This window comes from Aureimonas flava, from assembly GCF_003583935.1.
GTDB classification, from domain to species: domain Bacteria; phylum Pseudomonadota; class Alphaproteobacteria; order Rhizobiales; family Rhizobiaceae; genus Aureimonas; species Aureimonas flava.
Window position 1 is genome coordinate 151,079 of sequence record NZ_QYRN01000009.1, and the last position, 17,515, is coordinate 168,593.

General features: G+C 69.8%; 19 protein-coding genes. All 19 read right to left on the reverse strand.

Translation table 11 applies throughout. The features are described 5' to 3' along the window. Nucleotides 1–24 precede the first annotated feature (24 nt). Nucleotides 25–507: a F0F1 ATP synthase subunit B gene (locus D3218_RS16725; RefSeq protein ID WP_119541213.1), complete on the reverse strand. Its 483-nt coding sequence runs from the start codon at nucleotides 505–507 to the stop codon at nucleotides 25–27. Between the two features lie 11 nt (nucleotides 508–518). Continuing rightward, nucleotides 519–1,136, reverse strand: a complete 618-nt coding sequence (locus D3218_RS16730) for a F0F1 ATP synthase subunit B (RefSeq protein WP_119541214.1) — start codon at nucleotides 1,134–1,136, stop codon at nucleotides 519–521. Between the two features lie 72 nt (nucleotides 1,137–1,208). Beyond that, complete coding sequence (locus D3218_RS16735; RefSeq protein WP_055888550.1) at nucleotides 1,209–1,433, reverse strand: F0F1 ATP synthase subunit C; 225 nt, start codon at nucleotides 1,431–1,433, stop codon at nucleotides 1,209–1,211. A gap of 72 nt (nucleotides 1,434–1,505) precedes the next feature. After that, nucleotides 1,506–2,255, reverse strand: coding sequence for a F0F1 ATP synthase subunit A (locus D3218_RS16740; RefSeq protein WP_119541215.1), 750 nt, complete (start codon nucleotides 2,253–2,255; stop codon nucleotides 1,506–1,508). A 234-nt stretch (nucleotides 2,256–2,489) separates the two neighbouring features. Continuing rightward, entirely contained in the window at nucleotides 2,490–2,828 is a 339-nt protein-coding gene (locus D3218_RS16745; protein ID WP_119541216.1) for an AtpZ/AtpI family protein, read from the reverse strand. 118 nt (nucleotides 2,829–2,946) lie between these two features. After that, nucleotides 2,947–4,098: a cell wall hydrolase gene (locus tag D3218_RS16750; RefSeq protein WP_119541217.1), complete on the reverse strand. Its 1,152-nt coding sequence runs from the start codon at nucleotides 4,096–4,098 to the stop codon at nucleotides 2,947–2,949. Nucleotides 4,099–4,184: 86 nt separating this feature from the next. After that, complete coding sequence (gene der / locus D3218_RS16755) at nucleotides 4,185–5,594, reverse strand: ribosome biogenesis GTPase Der (RefSeq protein ID WP_119541218.1); 1,410 nt, start codon at nucleotides 5,592–5,594, stop codon at nucleotides 4,185–4,187. 18 nt (nucleotides 5,595–5,612) lie between these two features. After that, the gene (locus tag D3218_RS16760) at nucleotides 5,613–6,458 is read right to left on the reverse strand and encodes a tetratricopeptide repeat protein (protein WP_119541219.1); all 846 of its coding nucleotides are present in this window, start codon (nucleotides 6,456–6,458) and stop codon (nucleotides 5,613–5,615) included. A 113-nt stretch (nucleotides 6,459–6,571) separates the two neighbouring features. Beyond that, nucleotides 6,572–7,615, reverse strand: a complete 1,044-nt coding sequence (locus tag D3218_RS16765; protein WP_119541220.1) for a glycine betaine ABC transporter substrate-binding protein — start codon at nucleotides 7,613–7,615, stop codon at nucleotides 6,572–6,574. Nucleotides 7,616–7,728: 113 nt separating this feature from the next. Beyond that, nucleotides 7,729–9,654, reverse strand: a complete 1,926-nt coding sequence (locus D3218_RS16770; RefSeq protein WP_119541221.1) for a methyl-accepting chemotaxis protein — start codon at nucleotides 9,652–9,654, stop codon at nucleotides 7,729–7,731. A gap of 251 nt (nucleotides 9,655–9,905) precedes the next feature. Beyond that, complete coding sequence (locus tag D3218_RS16775) at nucleotides 9,906–12,134, reverse strand: chemotaxis protein CheA (protein WP_119541222.1); 2,229 nt, start codon at nucleotides 12,132–12,134, stop codon at nucleotides 9,906–9,908. Between the two features lie 52 nt (nucleotides 12,135–12,186). Next, nucleotides 12,187–12,549, reverse strand: a complete 363-nt coding sequence (locus tag D3218_RS16780; RefSeq protein ID WP_274532641.1) for a response regulator — start codon at nucleotides 12,547–12,549, stop codon at nucleotides 12,187–12,189. Nucleotides 12,550–12,662: 113 nt separating this feature from the next. Further along, nucleotides 12,663–12,980 carry a hypothetical protein gene (locus D3218_RS16785; protein WP_119541223.1) on the reverse strand — a complete coding sequence of 106 codons (318 nt, stop codon included), beginning with the start codon at nucleotides 12,978–12,980 and terminating at the stop codon, nucleotides 12,663–12,665. A 28-nt stretch (nucleotides 12,981–13,008) separates the two neighbouring features. Continuing rightward, nucleotides 13,009–13,581, reverse strand: coding sequence for a chemotaxis protein CheD (locus D3218_RS16790; protein ID WP_119541224.1), 573 nt, complete (start codon nucleotides 13,579–13,581; stop codon nucleotides 13,009–13,011). Further along, complete coding sequence (locus D3218_RS16795) at nucleotides 13,578–13,967, reverse strand: response regulator (RefSeq protein WP_119541225.1); 390 nt, start codon at nucleotides 13,965–13,967, stop codon at nucleotides 13,578–13,580. Before D3218_RS16795 ends, D3218_RS16790 begins: the two co-directional genes overlap by 4 nt. Nucleotides 13,968–14,052: 85 nt before the next feature. Beyond that, a complete protein-coding gene (locus tag D3218_RS16800; RefSeq protein ID WP_119541226.1) occupies nucleotides 14,053–15,063 on the reverse strand; it encodes a protein-glutamate methylesterase/protein-glutamine glutaminase in 1,011 nt (336 codons plus the stop codon). A 49-nt stretch (nucleotides 15,064–15,112) separates the two neighbouring features. Beyond that, complete coding sequence (locus D3218_RS16805) at nucleotides 15,113–15,982, reverse strand: CheR family methyltransferase (RefSeq protein WP_119541227.1); 870 nt, start codon at nucleotides 15,980–15,982, stop codon at nucleotides 15,113–15,115. Nucleotides 15,983–16,016: 34 nt separating this feature from the next. After that, entirely contained in the window at nucleotides 16,017–16,481 is a 465-nt protein-coding gene (locus D3218_RS16810; RefSeq protein ID WP_119541228.1) for a chemotaxis protein CheW, read from the reverse strand. Between the two features lie 65 nt (nucleotides 16,482–16,546). Then, a complete protein-coding gene (locus D3218_RS16815; RefSeq protein ID WP_119541229.1) occupies nucleotides 16,547–16,903 on the reverse strand; it encodes an STAS domain-containing protein in 357 nt (118 codons plus the stop codon). Nucleotides 16,904–17,515: the final 612 nt, after the last annotated feature.

Here is a 17,515-nt window from a genome sequence, read left to right on the forward strand (position 1 = left end):
ATCTGCGTGCGGGTGCGACGGACTTCAGTTGAGCCGGCGCCGCACCTCCTCGATGGAGCGTTCGGTCATCCGGCCGTCGTTGCCGAGATTGCGCTCGCCGATGATGCGGGTCGCCGCGTCGATCGCGATGTTGACGGCGGAGGCGCGCACCTCTGCGATCGCGTCGGACTCGGCCTGGGCGATCTTCTGCTCGGCCACCTGGGTGCGCCGGGCGACGTATTCCTCGCTTTTGACGCGCGCTTCCTCGACCAGGGCCGACGCCTCGCGCTGGGCGCTGGCGACGATCTCGCGGGCCTCCGCCTCGGCCTCGCGGCGGCGGCGCTGGTAGTCGGCGAGCTGGCGCTTGGCCTCTTCCTTCAACTCGCGTGCCTCCTCCATCTCGTTCTCGATCCGCTTGGCGCGGTTGTCGAGCGAGCGGGCGGCCATGGCGGGCGCCTTGAAGTAGGCGACGATGGCGAGGAACAGTACCAGGCCGACAAGAGCCCAGAAGGTCGCGTCGAAATGCATGGTTCAGCTCCTCAGGCGCGAACGGCGCGGACGGCTGTGGCGACGTCCTCGCGGGGCACGTCGGTGCCGGTCAGCTCGGTCAGGATGGCCTCGGCAGCTTCCGTCGCGATCGTGTCGACGTCCGCGAGGGCTCGGGCCTTGATGTCGGCGATGCGGGCCTGCGCCGCATCCAGCTTGGCGTCCAGCTCGCCCTCGATGCGCTTGCGCTCCGCATCCGCGCCCGAGCGGGCCGAATCGCGGGCCTCGCCGGCGATCTTCTGCGAGTTGGCGCGGGCGCTGGCGAGTTCCTGCTCGTAGGCGGCCTGCGCCTCGTCGGCGTCGGCGCGCATGCGCTCTGCGGCCTCGAGGTCGGCGGCGATGCGCTCGCGGCGGTTCTCGAGGACCGATGCGATGCGCGGGACGATCGTCTTCGACAGGACGTAGTAGAAGACGCCGAAGGTGATCGCCAGCCACAGGATCTGCGAGGCGAAGAATTCGGGGTTCAGCGGCGGAAAGGTTCCACCGGCCTCGTGCGCGCCCTCGGGCACGCCGATGGCTTCGGAGGTCTGGGGGGTCGGGGCGGCGGTCAACGGCGTTCCATGGCCATCAGGCGCACCCTCCGTCTGCGCGAAAGCTTCGGTGACAAACATGTCCCACTCCGATGATACGGGTCCGGCCGCCCCCTTCGGAGCGGCCGGCTGCACAATCCCGGTAAACGTCGATCAGACGAAGAGCAGCAGCAGCGCGATGAGCAGCGAGAAGATGCCCAGAGCTTCCGTGACGGCGAAGCCGAAGATCAGGCGGCCGAACTGGCCGTCGGCGGCCGACGGGTTCCGCAGAGCGCCGGTGAGGAAGCTCGAGAAGATGTTGCCGAGGGCGAGAGCCGTGCCGGCCATGCCGAAGCAGGCCAGACCAGCGCCGATGTAACGTGCAGCTTCCGCGTCCATGTGAAACTCCTTTAGTGGATCGTGCGGGAAAGGGTCCGCGACCCGCGAGGGCCGCGCGACGAGGGGATGCGGTCAGTGGTGAACGTGGACCGCGTCGTTGAGGTACATGCAGGTCAGCACCGCGAAGACGTAGGCCTGCAGGAACGCCACGAGGAACTCGAGCGCCGTGATGCCGACCGTCATCAGGAGCGGCAGGATCGCGCCGCCGACGCCCACGGCGCCGAGCGCGCCGAGCGAGGTGACGAAGCCCGCAAAGACCTTCAGCGTGATGTGGCCCGCCAGCATGTTGGCGAAGAGACGAACCGAGAGGGAAACCGGGCGCGACAGGAACGAGATGATCTCGATCAGCACCACGAAGGGCACCACCGCCGCCGGCACGCCGGAGGGAACGAAGACCTTGAACCAGCCGAGACCGTGGCCCCGGATGCCGGCCACCACCACCGTGCCGATCACCAGGAGCGCCAGGGCGAAGGTGACGATGAGATGGCTGGTGACGGTGAAGAAGTAGGGGAACATCCCGAGCAGGTTGGCGACCAGGATGAACATGAAGAGCGAGAACACGAGGGGGAAGAACTTCATCCCCTTGGAACCCGCCGCATCGCGCAGCATGCTCGCGATGAATTCGTAGGACAGCTCCGAGACCGACTGCGAGCGGCTGGGAACCAGACCGCGGCCGCGCGTCGACCAATACAGGAAGCCCGTCGCCACCGCGACAGTCGCGACCATGAAGAGCGAAGAATTGGTGAACGAGAAATCGACCCCGCCGATTTCGATCGGAACCAGCCGAGAAATCTGAAACTGATGAAGGGGATCGTTCGCCAAACGCTTGGTCCTCTTATGCTCGCCCTCTCGGAGCGAGACTGCCATAGCGTCCCGAACCGCGGTTCGCAACACCCGCAAGCCGAAATGCGAAGACTGTCCCCGCCGTATCGCCGCGCCGGGTGCGCGGAACGTCCTTCGCGGTGCACCCGGCGCGCCGGGGATGCCCGGCCGCGCCGCCAGCGCACGCCCCGCGCCCTGCCCGGGCGGCCACCCGCGCGGCGCGCGACGGTCTCGTCATCGTGAAGGCGGATCGGCGGGCGGCGTCGGCTGGCTGGCCGAGCGGATCACGTTGAGCACGCCCGCCGCGAAGCCGAGGAGCAGGAAGACGATCAGCCCGAAGGGCGCCGTGCCGAAGAACCGGTCGATGCCGTAGCCGATCACCGCGCCGACCACGACGCCGGCGATGAACTCGCTGGCGATCTTGAGGCCCTGCGCCATGCCCTGCATGCTGCCGGGCTTGTCCGTCTCGGGCGGGATCGTCGTCTGGGTGGCCTTGAACCGATCGAGGCGGGCCCGGAGGCGGGCCCGGTCGGCTGCCAGCTCGGCGTCGGTCTTGTCCGTCCCGTGATCCATCGTCCCCGCCGCTCCGCGTGCCGAACCTTCGCGAGGGTCCGCACGCTCTTCACGATACCGTGTCCGGCGCGATGCCGGTCACCCCCATGTACGTCAGGAGGCGTGCGAGCGGTAGGGCTCAGCGCCAGCCGCCGCCGAAGGTGCGGTAGAAGACGTGCAGGCCGATCTTGTCGACCTTCTGCATGGTGCGCGCCCAGCGCGGGCTGACATAGGTGGCGTGGTAGTGCGTGGCGGAGCCGACTTCGGGGAGCCAAGTCTCGCCGCGCGTCACCTCGCCGGCGATGCGCTTGGCGGTGCCGTAGGCGCGCTTGTTCCAGATCACGTCCTTGATGCCGTCGCAAGCGAACGAGAACTGGCAGCGATTCTTCCAGTCCTGGTTCTGGTAGACCACGCCGCAGATGGTCTCCGGGTAGGCCGGGTTGCGCACGCGGTTGAGGATCACCTGCGCGACGGCCGCCTGCCCCTTCTCGCTCTCGCCCCGCGCCTCGAAATAGATGCCCTTGGCGAGGCAGGTCTGCTCCTTCTCGGTGAACGAGGAGGCCGGGAGGGTCGAGGCCGCCCAGGAATGGTCGTCCGCGCCGATGGGCGGGCGGAAGTCGCGGCCCGTCGGATGGAGCACGGCGTCGAAGAGGCTGGAATTGCCGGGCGCGGCCTCGGGGGCGTAGGCCGCGAGGGCCTGGAGCGCCTCGGCCTTGCCGGCGGGAATCTCCCTGGCCACGGCGGCGGGTGCGAGCGAGGCCACCTCGACGGCCATGTCGGCGGACGGAAGGCGCACGTCGTCGCCCATTCGACGGAAGGCGGCGACGCGGGTCGCATCGGCCGGCATCGGGCCGGCGAGCGCGGTCCGCATCTCGTCGTCGCCGAGCGCCAGGCCGGGGCGCAGCAGGCCGTTCGGCGAGAGGATCGCGCCCGCCGCGAAGCGCGGCTGCACCGCCGCCAGGGGATGGGGTCCGACGCGCCCTCCCCGTTCGGCCGGGATGCGCCGCGAGCCGTCGCGAACGTAGACCGCGCCGTCGGCGGGGAGCATCGCGAGATCGGCCTCGGCGTCGTCGAAGGCGGGTTCGCCGGCGAAGGCGGACAGCGTGAGGAGCGGCGCGGCGAGGTTGGACGACGGATCCGGGGTCGAGGACCCGGTGTTCGACAGGGCGGTCGGAAGGGCGGGCAGAACCAGAAGCGTGGTGGCGAGCGACAGGACCAGGCGGCGGAGCACGGCGCGGCGGGCGGCGGATGTCCTTGCCCCCCGGCGGGCGCCACGCTTCGGTTTGGTCATGATCGGCTTCCGCAACGTTCCATCGGAAGCCGAACATCGCTCATTAACCTTAGCGAGCGGTTAATGAGCGGGAGGACCGGGGCGGGTCAGAACTTCTTCGCCTTGTGGGCGTAGGGGTTGTCCGACTTGCGCATGGTCATGCGGATCGGGATGCCGACGAGACCGAACTGCTCGCGCAGGCCGTTCACGAGATAGCGCGTGTAGGCGGTGCCCACAGCCTCGGGCCGCGAGGTGTGGAGGATGAAGGTCGGCGGCCGGGTCTTGATCTGCGTCATGTACTTGATGTTGACGCGCCGGCCGGAGGCCGCCGGGGGCGGATGGTGGGCCACCATGCGCTCCAGCCACTGGTTGAGCTTGGCCGTGGAGATGCGCCGGTTCCAGGTCTCGTGCGTCTCGGTGACGGCGCGCATCAGGCGGTCGAGGCCCTCGCCCGTCGCGCCCGCGACGGTGACCGCCTTGACGCCGCGCACCTGCGGCAGGAGCCGCTCGGTCTTCTCGCGCAGGTCGGCGAGCACTGCCTGCCGGTCCTCCACCAGATCCCACTTGTTGAAGGCGAGCACGGGCGCGCGCCCCTCGCGGGCGATGAGGTCCACCAGCGTGAGGTCCTGCTTCTCGAAGGGGATGGTGACGTCGAACACGATCACCACCACCTCGGCGAAGCGGATCGCCCGCAGCGCGTCGGCGACCGAGAGCTTCTCCAGCTTTTCCTGCACGCGGGCCCGGCGGCGCATGCCGGCGGTGTCGAACATCTTGACCCGGCGCCCGCGCCATTCCCATTCCACCGAGATCGAATCGCGCGTGATGCCGGCCTCGGGGCCGGTCAGCAGGCGCTCCTCGCCCAGGAAGCGGTTGACCAGGGTGGACTTGCCGGCGTTGGGCCGCCCGACGATGGCGATGTTGAGCGGCTTGGTCGCGTCGTAACGCTCGATCGGCTCGCCGTCCTCGTCGAACTCGATCTCGGCCTCGAGGTCGGCCACGGCGGCCTCGTCGTCGGCGAAGGCTCCGGCGCCGAGCGCCTCCACGATCGCGTCGCGCAGGTCGCCCATCCCCTCGCCGTGCTCGGCCGAGATGGCGCAGGGCTGGCCGAGGCCGAGCGAGAAGGCGTCGTAGAAACCGACGTCCGAGCCCCGCGCCTCCGCCTTGTTGGCCACGAGCACCACCGGCTTGCCGCGACGGCGCAGAAGCTCGCCGAACGTCTCGTCCTGCGGGGTGATGCCGGTCTTGGCGTCCACGACGAAGAGCGAGAGGTCGGCGTCGTCGATCGCCGTCTCGGTCTGGGCGCGCATGCGCCCCTCCAGCGTGTCGGCGCCGGCCTCCTCGAGACCCGCCGTGTCGATCACCCGGAAGTCGAGGTCGAGCAGGCGCGCCTCGCCCTCGCGCCGGTCGCGCGTGACGCCGGGACGGTCGTCGACCAGCGCAAGCTTGCGGCCGACCAGCCGGTTGAAGAGGGTGGACTTGCCGACGTTCGGCCGCCCGATGATGGCGATGGTGACCATGGTCTCCTCGGGCTCCCGTCAGGCCGGGGGCTGGGCGGGCGCGGCGGCGGGCGCGGGCGCGGGCGTTTCGGCCGGCGCTACGGCGGCCGGGGCTTCGGGGGCGGGCGGCGCCGGTTCGGCGGGCGCAGCAGGCGCGGAGGGTGCCGGTTCGCCCGACGGGACGGTAGCCGGCACCGGCGCGTCGGGCGCCGACGTCGCGGCCGGCGCGGCGGGGGTCGAGGCCGCGATGAGTTCCCCCATCAGGCCGGCGCGGCGGCGGATGCCGGCCGGCGCGCCGAGGTCCTCCTGCAACTGGTCGAACATGGCTCGGGCGGTGTCGATGTCGCCGGCCTTCCAGGCCGACAGTCCGATCGCCTCGCGCGCCGGAAAGCGAAGCGGCTCCGCGTCGCCGGTCAGCCGCTCCGCACGGGCGCGCACGTCGGCCAGGGAGCCGTGGTCGACCAGGATATAGGCCGCGCGCACCGCCGCCATGTCGCGCAGGCCCTTGGGCGCGTCGGCCGTCCCCGCCACCTCGTCGAAGGCGGCGACCGCGGCGCTCGGATCGTCGCCCGCGCGGGCCTCGGCCAGCCGCATGCGCGCCAGCGCCGGGTATGCGTTCACGCCGTCCGCCGCCAACCCGTCGAGGATCGCCGCGGCCTCCTGCGTCTTGCCCTCGGCATAGAGCGTCTCGGCCTGGAGCAGGCGGTCGCCGTCGGCGGCGGCCACGCCCGCCTCGTACCGCTGCCACAGGACATAGCCCGCGACGCCCAGCACGAGGAGCACGGCCAGGACGACGAAGGCGGTGCCGTAGCGGACCCACAAGGCGCGGACACGCTCCTGGCGAAGCTCCTCGTTCACCTCGCGAACGAATGTGTCATTGCTCATGGACGCTCAACCTTGGCGCTGGAACGGGCGGCCCGCGGGGCCGGGCCGGATAGGCTTGCGCTTTTGAACGATTTTTTCCGCGAGCGGAAGCCATGGGCGTCGCGCGGACGGCTTTACAGGGCTCGACCGACGCGCTCGGCGGCGTCCGGCGGCAGCCAGGCGCGCCAGACCGAGGGGTAGGATCGCAGGAAATGCAGCGCCGCCGCCTCGCCGTCGGCCTCGTTCTCCTCCTTCCAGAGCAGGACGCGGTTCACGGTTTCGTTGCGCCAGCTCCGGACGGACAGGTAGCGCATGGCGGCGGGAGCCGCGCGCTCGAAGCGGTGGGACACCAGCGTGTAGACGTCGGCCGGGGTCCAGGCGTTGGGGCGTGGGTCGGCGCATTCGGGCCGGGTCGTGCAGCGCAGCCATTCCCGGCGGTCGAAGGGCACGTCGAAGGCGAGGCGCGTCATCGGGTAGCGGGCGAGGACGCCGGTGGGCGACCAGTAGTAGCCGATCCAGCCGCGCCGCTCGGCGAAGGCCCGCGCGATGGAGCCGTCCAGCGCGTCGCCGCTTTCGCTGGAAGCGAGCCGAAACCCCTTCTCGGCGGCCCGGTTGGCGCGGAACAGGTTCTCCACCATGATCTGGCAGCCCCAGCCGAGCGGGCAGTTGTGCAAGACCCCTTCTCCCGGCGCGCCCGCAGCGGCGAAGAGCTCGGGCCGCGCAAGCGCGTCGCCGAGCGTGCGGATCTCGGGATGGGCGTCGGCGAGGTATCGCGGGATCCAGAACCCCTCCTGCGAGCCGTCCGAAAGCACCTTGGCGCCGAAGGCGATGCGGCCCCGGTCGGCGGCTTCGCCCAGCTCGTCGCGGAACTGGTTGACGAAGACCTCCGGCGCGACGTCCGGCTCGCCCCGCGCCGTCATGGATGCGAAGGTGCTCATCGTGTCGCCGGGGACCAGGACCGCGTCGCAGCCGAAGCCGTGCCGCAGGACGAAGCGGTCGATGGACGCCATCACCTCGGCCGAGCCCCAGGTCATCGCGGCGATGCGCACGGCGCCGCAGGCGGGGGGCGGCGCGGCACCGGCAGGCGCCGCGCGGAGCAGCGCGGCGGCCGCGGCTAAGGCCAGGGCCAGGGCCAGGGCCAGGGCCAGGAATGCCGTCGGGCGGCGCGCTGCTGTCATCTCGACCCTCGACTTCGGACACGCACGGGCGGAAGCCGGCGGCGGGCCCGCCGGCTCGCCGATCTAGGCGTTACCTCGTTTCGTGCCGATGTCGTGGGCGGTGCGCCGACCGGTCAGAACTCTTCCCAGCTCTCGGACGCGGGCGCGGCAGCCGAGGCGGCACCGCCTCGCCCGTGGCTGCGGAACTGCACCACCGCCCGGGCGGCGCGCGGCGTCTCGCGGCGGTCGGCGCGCTGGAGCTGGTGGGAATGCCCCTGCGTCGAGAAGATCTTGAACTCGCCGATCAGGCGGGCGAGCTCGTCGGTCTCGCTGGCCAGAGACTGGGCGGCGGCGGTCGCCTCCTCCACCATGGCGGCGTTCTGCTGGGTGAACTTGTCCATCTGGTCTGCCGCCGTCTGGACCTCCTTCAGCGAGGTCGCCTGCTCGCGGGTGCGCGTCGCGATTTCGGCCACCGTGCGGCTGACCTCGCCGACCTCGGCGATGATGTCGTCGAGGCTGCGACCCGAGGCGGTGACCAGCTCGACGCCCGCCTCTACCTGCGTGCCCGACGCGGAGATCAGCGTCTTGATCTCCTTGGCCGCCTCGGCCGAACGCTGCGCCAGCCCGCGCACCTCCTGCGCCACCACCGCAAAGCCCCGCCCCGCCTCGCCGGCGCGCGCCGCCTCGACGCCCGCGTTCAGCGCCAGGAGGTTGGTCTGGAACGCGATCTCGTCGATCACCCCGATGATGCGGCCGATCTTCTCGGACGATTCCTCGATCGCGCGCATCGCCTCCACCGCGCGGCCGACGATCTCGCCGCCCTTGGCCGCGTTGCGGTTGGCGCTCTCGGCGGAGGCCAGCGCGCGCCCGGCGCCCTCCGCCGTCTCGTTCACCGCGCGCGTCACGTCGGCCAGCGCGGCCACCGTCTGCTCGAGGCTGGCGGCCTGCTGCTCCGTGCGCTGGGACAGATCGCTGGACGCGGCGTTGATCTCGCCGAGTCCCGTGCGCAGCGAGCCGACCGCCGCGACCACCGAGCCCAGCGTGCCCTCCAGACGCTCGACGGAGGTGTTGAACTGATCGCGGATCGGCAGATACTGCTCGGCCACCGGCTGGTCGATGCGAACCGTGAGATCCCCCTGCGACAAGCGGGCGAAGCCACCCTGGACGCCGTCCACGAAGACCTGGAGATCCTGCTTCGCGGCGCGCTCGGTGGCGGCGGCGCGCTCGCGCTCGGCCGCCTGCAACTCGCGCAGGGCGGCGGCTTCGGCCTCGAGGCGCACCTGCTCCACGGCCGCCAGCCGGAACGTCTCGACGGCGGCCGCCATCTGGCCGATCTCGTCGCGGCGCCCAAGCGAGGGCACCGTGATGTCGCGGTCGCCGGCCGCCAGCCTGCCCATGGAGTCGCGCAGGCGCATCGCCGGCTTCGAGATCGCGCCGACCAGGAGCCAGGCGAAGGCACAGCCGGCCGCCAGCAGCAGACCGAGCGCGGTGAGGATCTGCGTGATCCCCGTCTCGTAGGCCGCGCGCTGCTCTTCGCCCAACGCATCGGATCGGTCGCGCAGCGCCTTGATGGATGCGTCGATGGACGTCTCGATCGGATCGATCAGCGCATCGGCGCGGTCGGAGCGTACGAAGGGACCGGCCTGTGCGATGGTGGCCGGGTCGGAGGCAAGCCGCAGCGCCTGCGCGGCGACCTGCGCCTGCCAGACGTCCATCGCGGCGGACGCGTCGCGAAGCATCGTCTTCACCGCCGGATCGATCGCCGAGCCGTCGAGCTTGGCGGCCGTCGCGCGGAAGCTGTCGTAGTGCTTGGCGAGCCGCTTGGCCATGTCCTCGGACGGCATCAGGATATAGCCGCGCATCGACAGTTCCTGCCGTGTCACCAGCATGCGCAGCAGCAGCGCGTCGCTGACGCCCTCCCCGACGGCCTCGCGCTCCAGGCGGACGCCCTCGATCTTCGCCATCGTGCCGTAGACGACCGCGCCCATCACGGCCGAGCCGACGATCATGGCCGCGAAGCTGGCCGTGATCTTCTTGCCGATGGAGATTTTGGACAACATGGGGTGCGACCTTCCGGCGAAGCGAATTCGGTTGCTCCCGGCGGCCGCGCCCGTCTTGCAACGAGACGTCAAGCAGCCGGTCGGGATCTTCACGCCATAGTGAAAACTATAAGTCGAACTAAATACTTAATGAGGTGACTCGACGCAGTACCGGAAGCCGCGATCTTGGTCGCACCCCGCCTGCGCGAAAACGCCGCCGGCGCGGGCCGGCGGCGTCGAGGAACGCGTGCGATAGTCCGGTGGGGCGCGCGCTATTCGGCGGCCAGGGCCGAGATGCCGTTCTCGAAGCGCGAGGAGGCGGCCACCGCGTCGATGTCGAGGATCAGCGCCACGCGGCCATCGCCGAGGATGGTCGCGGCCGCGATGCCGGCGACCCGGCCGTAGTTGGCCTCCAGGCTCTTGATCACCACCTGCCGCTGGCCCTGGATGCTGTCCACGAGAAGCGCGGAGCGCTGCCCGTTCTCGGCCTCGACCAGGATGGCCACGCCCGCCATGGCGTCGGTCGGCTCGCGCCGGTAGCCGAGCTGGCGCGACACGTCGATCAGCGGCAGGAAGCTGTCGCGCACGTTGATGACGCGCTGGTCGCCGCCGAAGGGCTTCACCTCAATGTTCTTCGGCCGCAGCGTCTCGATGATCGCGGTCATCGGGACCACCAGCGTGTGCTCGCCGCACGAGACGATCATGCCGTCGAGCACCGCGAGCGTCAGCGGCAGGCTCATGGAGAAGAGCGAGCCCTTGCCGGGACGCGAGGTGATCGACACCCGCCCGCCGAGCGCCTGGATCGAGCGCTTCACCACGTCCATGCCGACGCCGCGACCGGACAGTTCGGAGACTTCCTTCTTGGTGGAGAAGCCGGGCAGGAAGACGAGGTTGTCGAGCTCGTCGTCGGAGAGTTGCGCGTCGGCGGGCACGAGGCCCTTGGACACGGCGATGTCGAACACCGCCTTACGGTTGATGCCGGCGCCGTCGTCGGAGATCTCGATCACGATGCGCCCGGACCGGTGCATGGCCGCGACGCGCACCACGCCCTCGGCCGGCTTGCCCGCTGCCGCGCGCCCCTCGGGCGATTCCAGCCCGTGGTCGATGGCGTTGCGGATCATGTGGGTGAGCGGGTCGGAAAGACGCTCGATCACCGTCTTGTCGACTTCGGTGTACTCGCCCTCGGTGACGAGGCGGACGCTCTTGCCGGTGCGCTCGGCCACCTCGCGCACCAGGCGCGGCAGCTTCTGGAACACCGACTTCACGGGCTGGGCCCGGATCGCCATCACGCTGTCCTGCATCTCGCGCGTGAGCTGCTCGAGCTCGTCGAGGCCGATGGCGATGTCGGACGCGCGGGTGAGGCCCGCCTGCATCACGCGCTGCGACAGCATCACCTGGTGGATCACGAGCTCGCCCACGAGGTCGATCAGACGATCGACGCGCTCGAGGTCGACGCGGATGGTGGGCACCGGACCGGCGGGCGCGGCCTTGTCGCCCGAGGCTTCGGAAGCGGCGGCGGCCGAGGCCGCGGATGCGACAGGAGCGGGTGCGGGCGTGGCGGGTGCCGCGGGCGTCAGGGCGCCCACGTCGGGGTGAGCCTGCTCGGGCGGGTCCGCCTGCGCAGGCTCATCCGCGAAAGGGACGGAGGACCCTCCCCCGATCGAGCCGAGGAGCGCGGCCATCTGGGCGTCGAGATCCTCGGCGCTGAGCTGGGGCGCGTCGTCGTCGGCCCGCTCCACCGCGATGTCGCAATCGCCCTCGACGAACTCGAAGATCTCGTGGATGGCGGCTTCGCCCGCCGCCGTGGTCACCTCGATCGTCCAGGACAGGGCGGCGCCCTCGGGCTCCAGCTCGGCAAGGTCCGGCAGTTCGTCCGAATGGCAGGTCACCGAGCCGGTTCCGAGCGCCATGGTCTCGCGGATCAGGCGGGCGGCGTCGTTGGCGTGCTCGTAGAGCGAGGGCTTGGGCTCGACGCGCACGCGGAACGTGGCGTCCTGGCCGGCGGCGGCGAACATGTCGCTGAAGTCGACGGCCACGGGAACGAAGTCGACCTCTTCCTCGATCGGCGCGGCGAACGAGGGGGGCGCATGGTGGACGGGCACCGTCGCATGCGCGCCACCACCGGCCAGGACCGACAGCTCCGCCATCAGCGACTGCGGGCGCGCCGGATCCACCGCGCCGTCGTCGCGCGCGGCGGTGACGAGATCGGTCAGCACGTCGGCCGAGCGCAACAGCACCCGCACCACGCCCTGGTCGGCTTCCAGCCGCTCGGAGCGCACGAGGTCCAGCACCGTCTCGAAGGCGTGCGCGAACTGCACCAGCGCGTCGAGGTTGAAGGCGCCCGCGCCGCCCTTGATCGAGTGCACCGCTCGGAACACGGCGTTGACCGTCTCCGAATCCGTCTGTCCGCCCTCCATGGCGAGCAGGCCCGCCTCCAGTTCCTGGAGCTGCTCGGCGCACTCCTCGAAGAAGGTGGCGCGAATGGCGGCCATCGTGTCCATGGACGGGTTCCTTGAAATCGGCTTCGAAGGACGGTGTGTCGGTGTCGGCGCTTTACGGGGCGACGCGGTTGATCGCGTCCACGAGCTTCTTGGGATCGAACGGCTTGACGATCCAGCCGGTGGCGCCGGCGGCCTTGGCGCGCGCCTTCTTCTGCGCGTCGTTCTCGGTGGTCAGCACCAGCACCGGGATCGCCCGCTTGTCGGCGTCCGCGCGGAGCTGCTCGATGAAGGTCAGGCCGTCCATGCGGGGCATGTTCACGTCGGTCACGATCACGTCGGGATCGCAGCCGGCCAGGACCTCGAGACCGTGGACCCCGTCCTCAGCCTGGACGACGTCGAAGCCGGCGCCGGCGAGCGCCGCCCGCAACATGTCGCGCATGGTCCGCGAGTCATCTACCGTCAGGATCGTCTTCACTACCGGTTCCTTTCTGAAATCGGTCACATCGGGTTTACTTTAGAGGGCAGAAATTTCTTCTTCATGAACAAGCAGGACGCGGCGGAAGCAGATGTTCGCCAGTGGTCCGCCCGTCAGAACAGGTCCACGTCGCCCGCCCGCACCTCGGCCTCCGTCCAGCCGCCGAGCCGGGTCGCGAGGGCCGACAGGCGGATGGCCGAAAGCGGCTCCCCGAGATCGCGCTCCCCCTCGCCGGCGAAGGAAGGCGCGCTGGCCCGCACGAAGCCTTCCAGCTCGGCGATGGTCTGGCTGAGGAGATCGTGGCTCTGCGCGACGATCATCGCTTCCGGGCCGAGCCCTGCGGGCGGGATCAGTCCTTCCAGGCGCGTCGCCGCGGCCGTGAGACGGGCCAGTTCGTCGGCGAGGCGCTCGAGAAGCAGTTGCGAAGACATGGAGCTTCCGGTCACGCCGCGCGGTCCTTCAGAAGAGCTCAAGGTCGCCGCCACCCAGCGGGGGCGCCACGGGCACCGGCGCCATGATCTTGGGAATGGCCTTGTCGGTCGGCTCCATCAGGATCTGGCGCGCGCGCCCGCTGACCGGCCAGAACTCGATCCGCCGCCCCTGGGCACCGCCCAGGCTGCCGCCGACATGGGAGATGCCTTCCAGTTCCAGGAAGCGCCGGGCGAAGCCGGCGTTCTTGGCGCCGATGTCGGACAGGCCGACCATGGTGCGTGCCCCGCCGAACAGCTTGGCCTCCAGGGCATGCTTGCGCGCGCCCTTCTTCAGGAGGCCGTTGACCAGAAGCTCCATCAGGTAGAGCCCGTAGCTCTGCATGCTGGTGGACGAGCCCCCGGCGCCGTCGCCCGGAAGCAGGAAGTGGTTCATCCCCCCGACCCCGGCGCCGGGATCGCGAATGCAGGCCGCGATGCAGGATCCGAGCAGCGTGGTGAACACCACGTTGGGCCGGTCGTCGACCTGCGCTTCCCCCTGGATCAGGTTGATGCGCAGGCGGTCCGTCGACGTGGGCGGAGGGGCGAACCGGGCCTGGCTCATTGCAGGGGACCGAGCACCGCTTCGAGGGTCTTGCGCAGCACCGGGACCGTGATGGGCTTGGCCAGGATGTTGTTGGCGCCCGCCGCCGCCGCCTGCTGCACCAGGGCGCGGTCGCCCTTGCCGGTGAGGATGAAGAACGGCGTCTTCTTGGTCGGCCCGTAGGACCGCAGCGCCTTCAGGAGCTGGATGCCGTCCAGCTTGGGCATATTGAAGTCGGAGATGACGATGTGGCACGGCGTCGCCATCATCTGCTTCAGCGCCTGCTCGCCGTCCACGGCATAGATCACCTGCGTGATGCCGAGCTGCGTCAGCGCTTCGTAGATCAGGAGACGGCTGGTCCGATGGTCGTCAACGATCATCACCTTGAGATGCTGTACGAAACTCATGGATTGCCATTCCCTTGTCGAAAATTCCGAGACCGATCGTCTCGCAGAAAGCTGAAGGATTCATGCAGGAGAAGGGAACGGCCGGTCAGTTGAAGATGGCCTTGGCCATCGCCCCGATCGGGACCCGCTTCTCGGCGGCGCCGATCTCCCAAGCCACGCGCGGCATGCCGTAGACGAGCGAGGTCGCCTCGTCCTGCGCGAGCGTCCGGAACCCCTTCCCGCGCATCGCCAGGAGCCCGTCGGCCCCGTCCCGCCCCATGCCGGTGAGGATCGCTCCGGTGACCCGGCCCTCGCAGGTCCTGGCGATGGAATGGAACAGCACGTCGACCGACGGCCGGTGGCCCTGCACCGGGTCCTCGTCGCCGAGCGAGACGATCAGCCTGGTGCCGCTGCGTCGCACGCTCATGTGCCGCCCGCCGGGCGCGAGATAGACGTGGCCGGGCAGGATCGGCTCGCCCGAGCGGGCCTCCACCACGGTGGCGGGCGAGGCGCGGTCGAGACGCGCGGCGAAGGAGGCCGTGAAGGAGGCCGGCAGGTGCTGGACGATCATCACCGGCGGGGTGTCGGCCGGAAACTGCGCCAGAAGCGCGATCAGCACCTCGACGCCGCCGGTCGAGGAGCCGATGCCGACCAGCTCGGGCCAGGCGGCCCGTGCGGTCTGCGGGGCGGAGATCTGGCGGTCGCGGCTGCCGGCGATCTGGGCCTTAGCCCGATGCGCCTCGTGCACCAGCGCGGGCAACACGGCCAACGTGTCGCGCCCGCTTCCCGTGCCCGGCTTGGGGACGCAGTCGAACGCGCCGAGCCGCAGCGCCTCGATGGTGGCGGCCTGGCCGGGCTGGGTCAGCGTCGACACCATGATGACCGGGGTCGGGCGCAGGCGCATGATCTTGTCGAGGAACTCCAGGCCGTTCATGCCCGGCATCTCGATGTCAAGCGTCACGACGTCCGGGTCGAGCGCCTTGATCGCCTGGCGCGCCTGCATCGGGTCGGCGGCCTCCCCGACGACCTCGATCCCCGGGTCCGCCTGCAGCGAGTGCCGGATCAGAGCGCGCATGGTGGCGGAATCGTCGACGACGAGGACACGCGTGGAAGACATGGAAAAGGTTCTCGCGACCTTGGGACTACGGGGGCCGGGCGCCTCGGCGTCAGGTCCGACGGTACGTGGTCGTTCCCACCAGGGAGAGCTGGTTGGCGGCAGGCCCGGTCAGGCGCTCGGAATGGCCGATGTAGAGCACGCCGGACGGTTCGAGGTGTTTCATGAAGCGCCCCCAGATCTTCTGGCGCGTCGGCTCGTCGAAGTAGATCGTGACGTTTCGGCAGAAGATCGCCTGGAACCCGTTGCGCATCGGCCAGTCGCCGATGAGGTTCAGCTCGCGGAACGAGACGAGCGCGCGCATCTCGTCGCTGACGGAGTGGCCGGCGGCGGTGCGCGAGAACCAACGGCGACGCAGTTCCGCCGGCACCGGCTGGATGGCGGCGTCGTCGTAGACGCCGGCCCGGCCGAAGGCGACGACGTTGGGGTCGATGTCGGAGGCGAGGATGCGCACGTCGTGGTTCGCGGCGTCCGGCATCAGGCCGAGCACCGTGAGGGCGATCGAATAGGGCTCGTGGCCGTTGGAGCAGCCCGCCGACCAGATGCGCACCCGTCCGCCGCGCCGCGCCGATTCCAGGAGCGGCGGCAGGAACTCGGTCCTCAGATGGTCGAAGTGGTGCATCTCGCGGAAGAAATGCGTGACGTTGGTGGTGAGCGCGGCGAGCATCGTCATGCGCTCGCCCGCTCCCTCGGCGCCGGACACGTGTTCGCAGTACTGCCGGAAGCTCTGCATGCCGAGCGCCCGGAGCCGCTTGGCCAAGCGCGAATAGACCAGCGCCATCTTGCTGTCGGGCAGCGCGATGCCGGAATCCTCGTAGAGGATCTTGGCGATGCGCAGGAAGTCCTTCTGCGTCAGCTCGAACTCGCCGGTGGGCTGGAGCGGTTCGGACTGCGCCGAAGCGCCCGGCAGGATTCGCGACATCGGTTGCCTCCCAAGCCTGGTGCGGCGGGTCCGCTCAGGCGGCCAGGTTCTCGACGGACGGCGGCAGGACGCTCTCGGTGCTGATGAGCGAGATCATCCGCCCTTCCAGCGCGATCACGCCGCGTACGAAGCTGCGCGCGATCTCGGACGCGAGGTCCGGCGTCGGCTGCAGGTTCTCGTCCACCACGGTCAGGATGTCGGACACCGCGTCGACCAGAAGGCCGACGAGTTGGTTGCCGACCATGACCACGATGATGACGGAGCGGGCCGTCGGCTCGGTCGGGCCGAAGCCGAGACGCAGCGACAGGTCGACGATGGGCAGCACCGCGCCCCGAAGGTTGATGACGCCCGTCACGAAGCTGGGCGTGTGCGGCAGCGGCGTCGCGGCCGCGAATCCGCGGATCTCCCGCACGGAGGTGATGTCGACGCAGAACTCCTGCTCGGCAACGCGAAAGGCGATCAGTTCGCGTGCCCGCTCCGCCTCGTGCGACTTGCTCATGTTCGTTGTTCCCTGGCTCGAAGAGGTCGTTGCGTTCCGGTCAGCGATGCGGGGAGGCCCCGGTGTCAAACCGTGGCTTCGCCGAAGTCCGGCAGGGTTCCGCCCACCTCGTGGAGGCCGATGCCGAGGAGCTCGAGCCCCCGGCACAGCGCGTCGGACGGGTTGACCAGGCTGAATTCCTGCCCGTCCGATTCCCAGCTCCGGGCGGCCGACAGGAGGATGGCGGCGCACTGCGCGCCGATCCGCTCGACCTGGGCGCCGTCGACGATCACGGTGTCGCCGCGCAGGGCCAGGAGCTCGGCATGCAACGGCTTCGCCGCCCGGACGTCCAGAACCGGCGCGAGGGTCGCCTCTCCGTGCGCCGCGTCCGACGGGACTGCGAACGCGACGGGCTCGCCTTCGGACTGAAGTTCCTGCAGCATCTTCGCTCCTTGCGTCCTGCGTGCCGACCATGCGTCGCTCGGGAAGGTCGGAACCGCGGGCTCGGACCGACTTTGTCCGGCAAGTTGTATCCTGCAAAGATTGACGAACGTTTGAGTGGGGACATCCCGGCGCCGCAATTCGGCCGCGGCGAACGGGGCGCACGAAAAAGGGGACCTCCGCCGGGCGAAGGTCCCCTCGATCGTTCGGCGCCGGCTCGCGGCGCCGGCGTCACTCCCACTCAATTATCGGCCCCGATGCATAGGGCATTGAAAAGAAAAGCGAAAAAATTTTTTTGGCGCAAAAAGTCCGTCAGGGTCAGCGGCAAAAAAACTTGCTGATGAAAACATTGGACTTTTCCGACCCAGCGACCTCTGAAAAGTTCCGCCATCTATCGCTGATGACGGCGACGGAGCATTTTGAGGCCGCCAAGGACGAAAGTGCTCGCGAAAACCCCATCGTACCGACTCTGCTCACAGTTAGCGATCCACCTCGAAACGTCGCGGCCGCGACGCCTCACAACAATGACGCATCAGGCAACTCGTTTTGCCGACTGCTCGCGCAGCGAATGCTTTGAGGATCGAACAGCTCTGCATCCCACAGCCATACCCAGC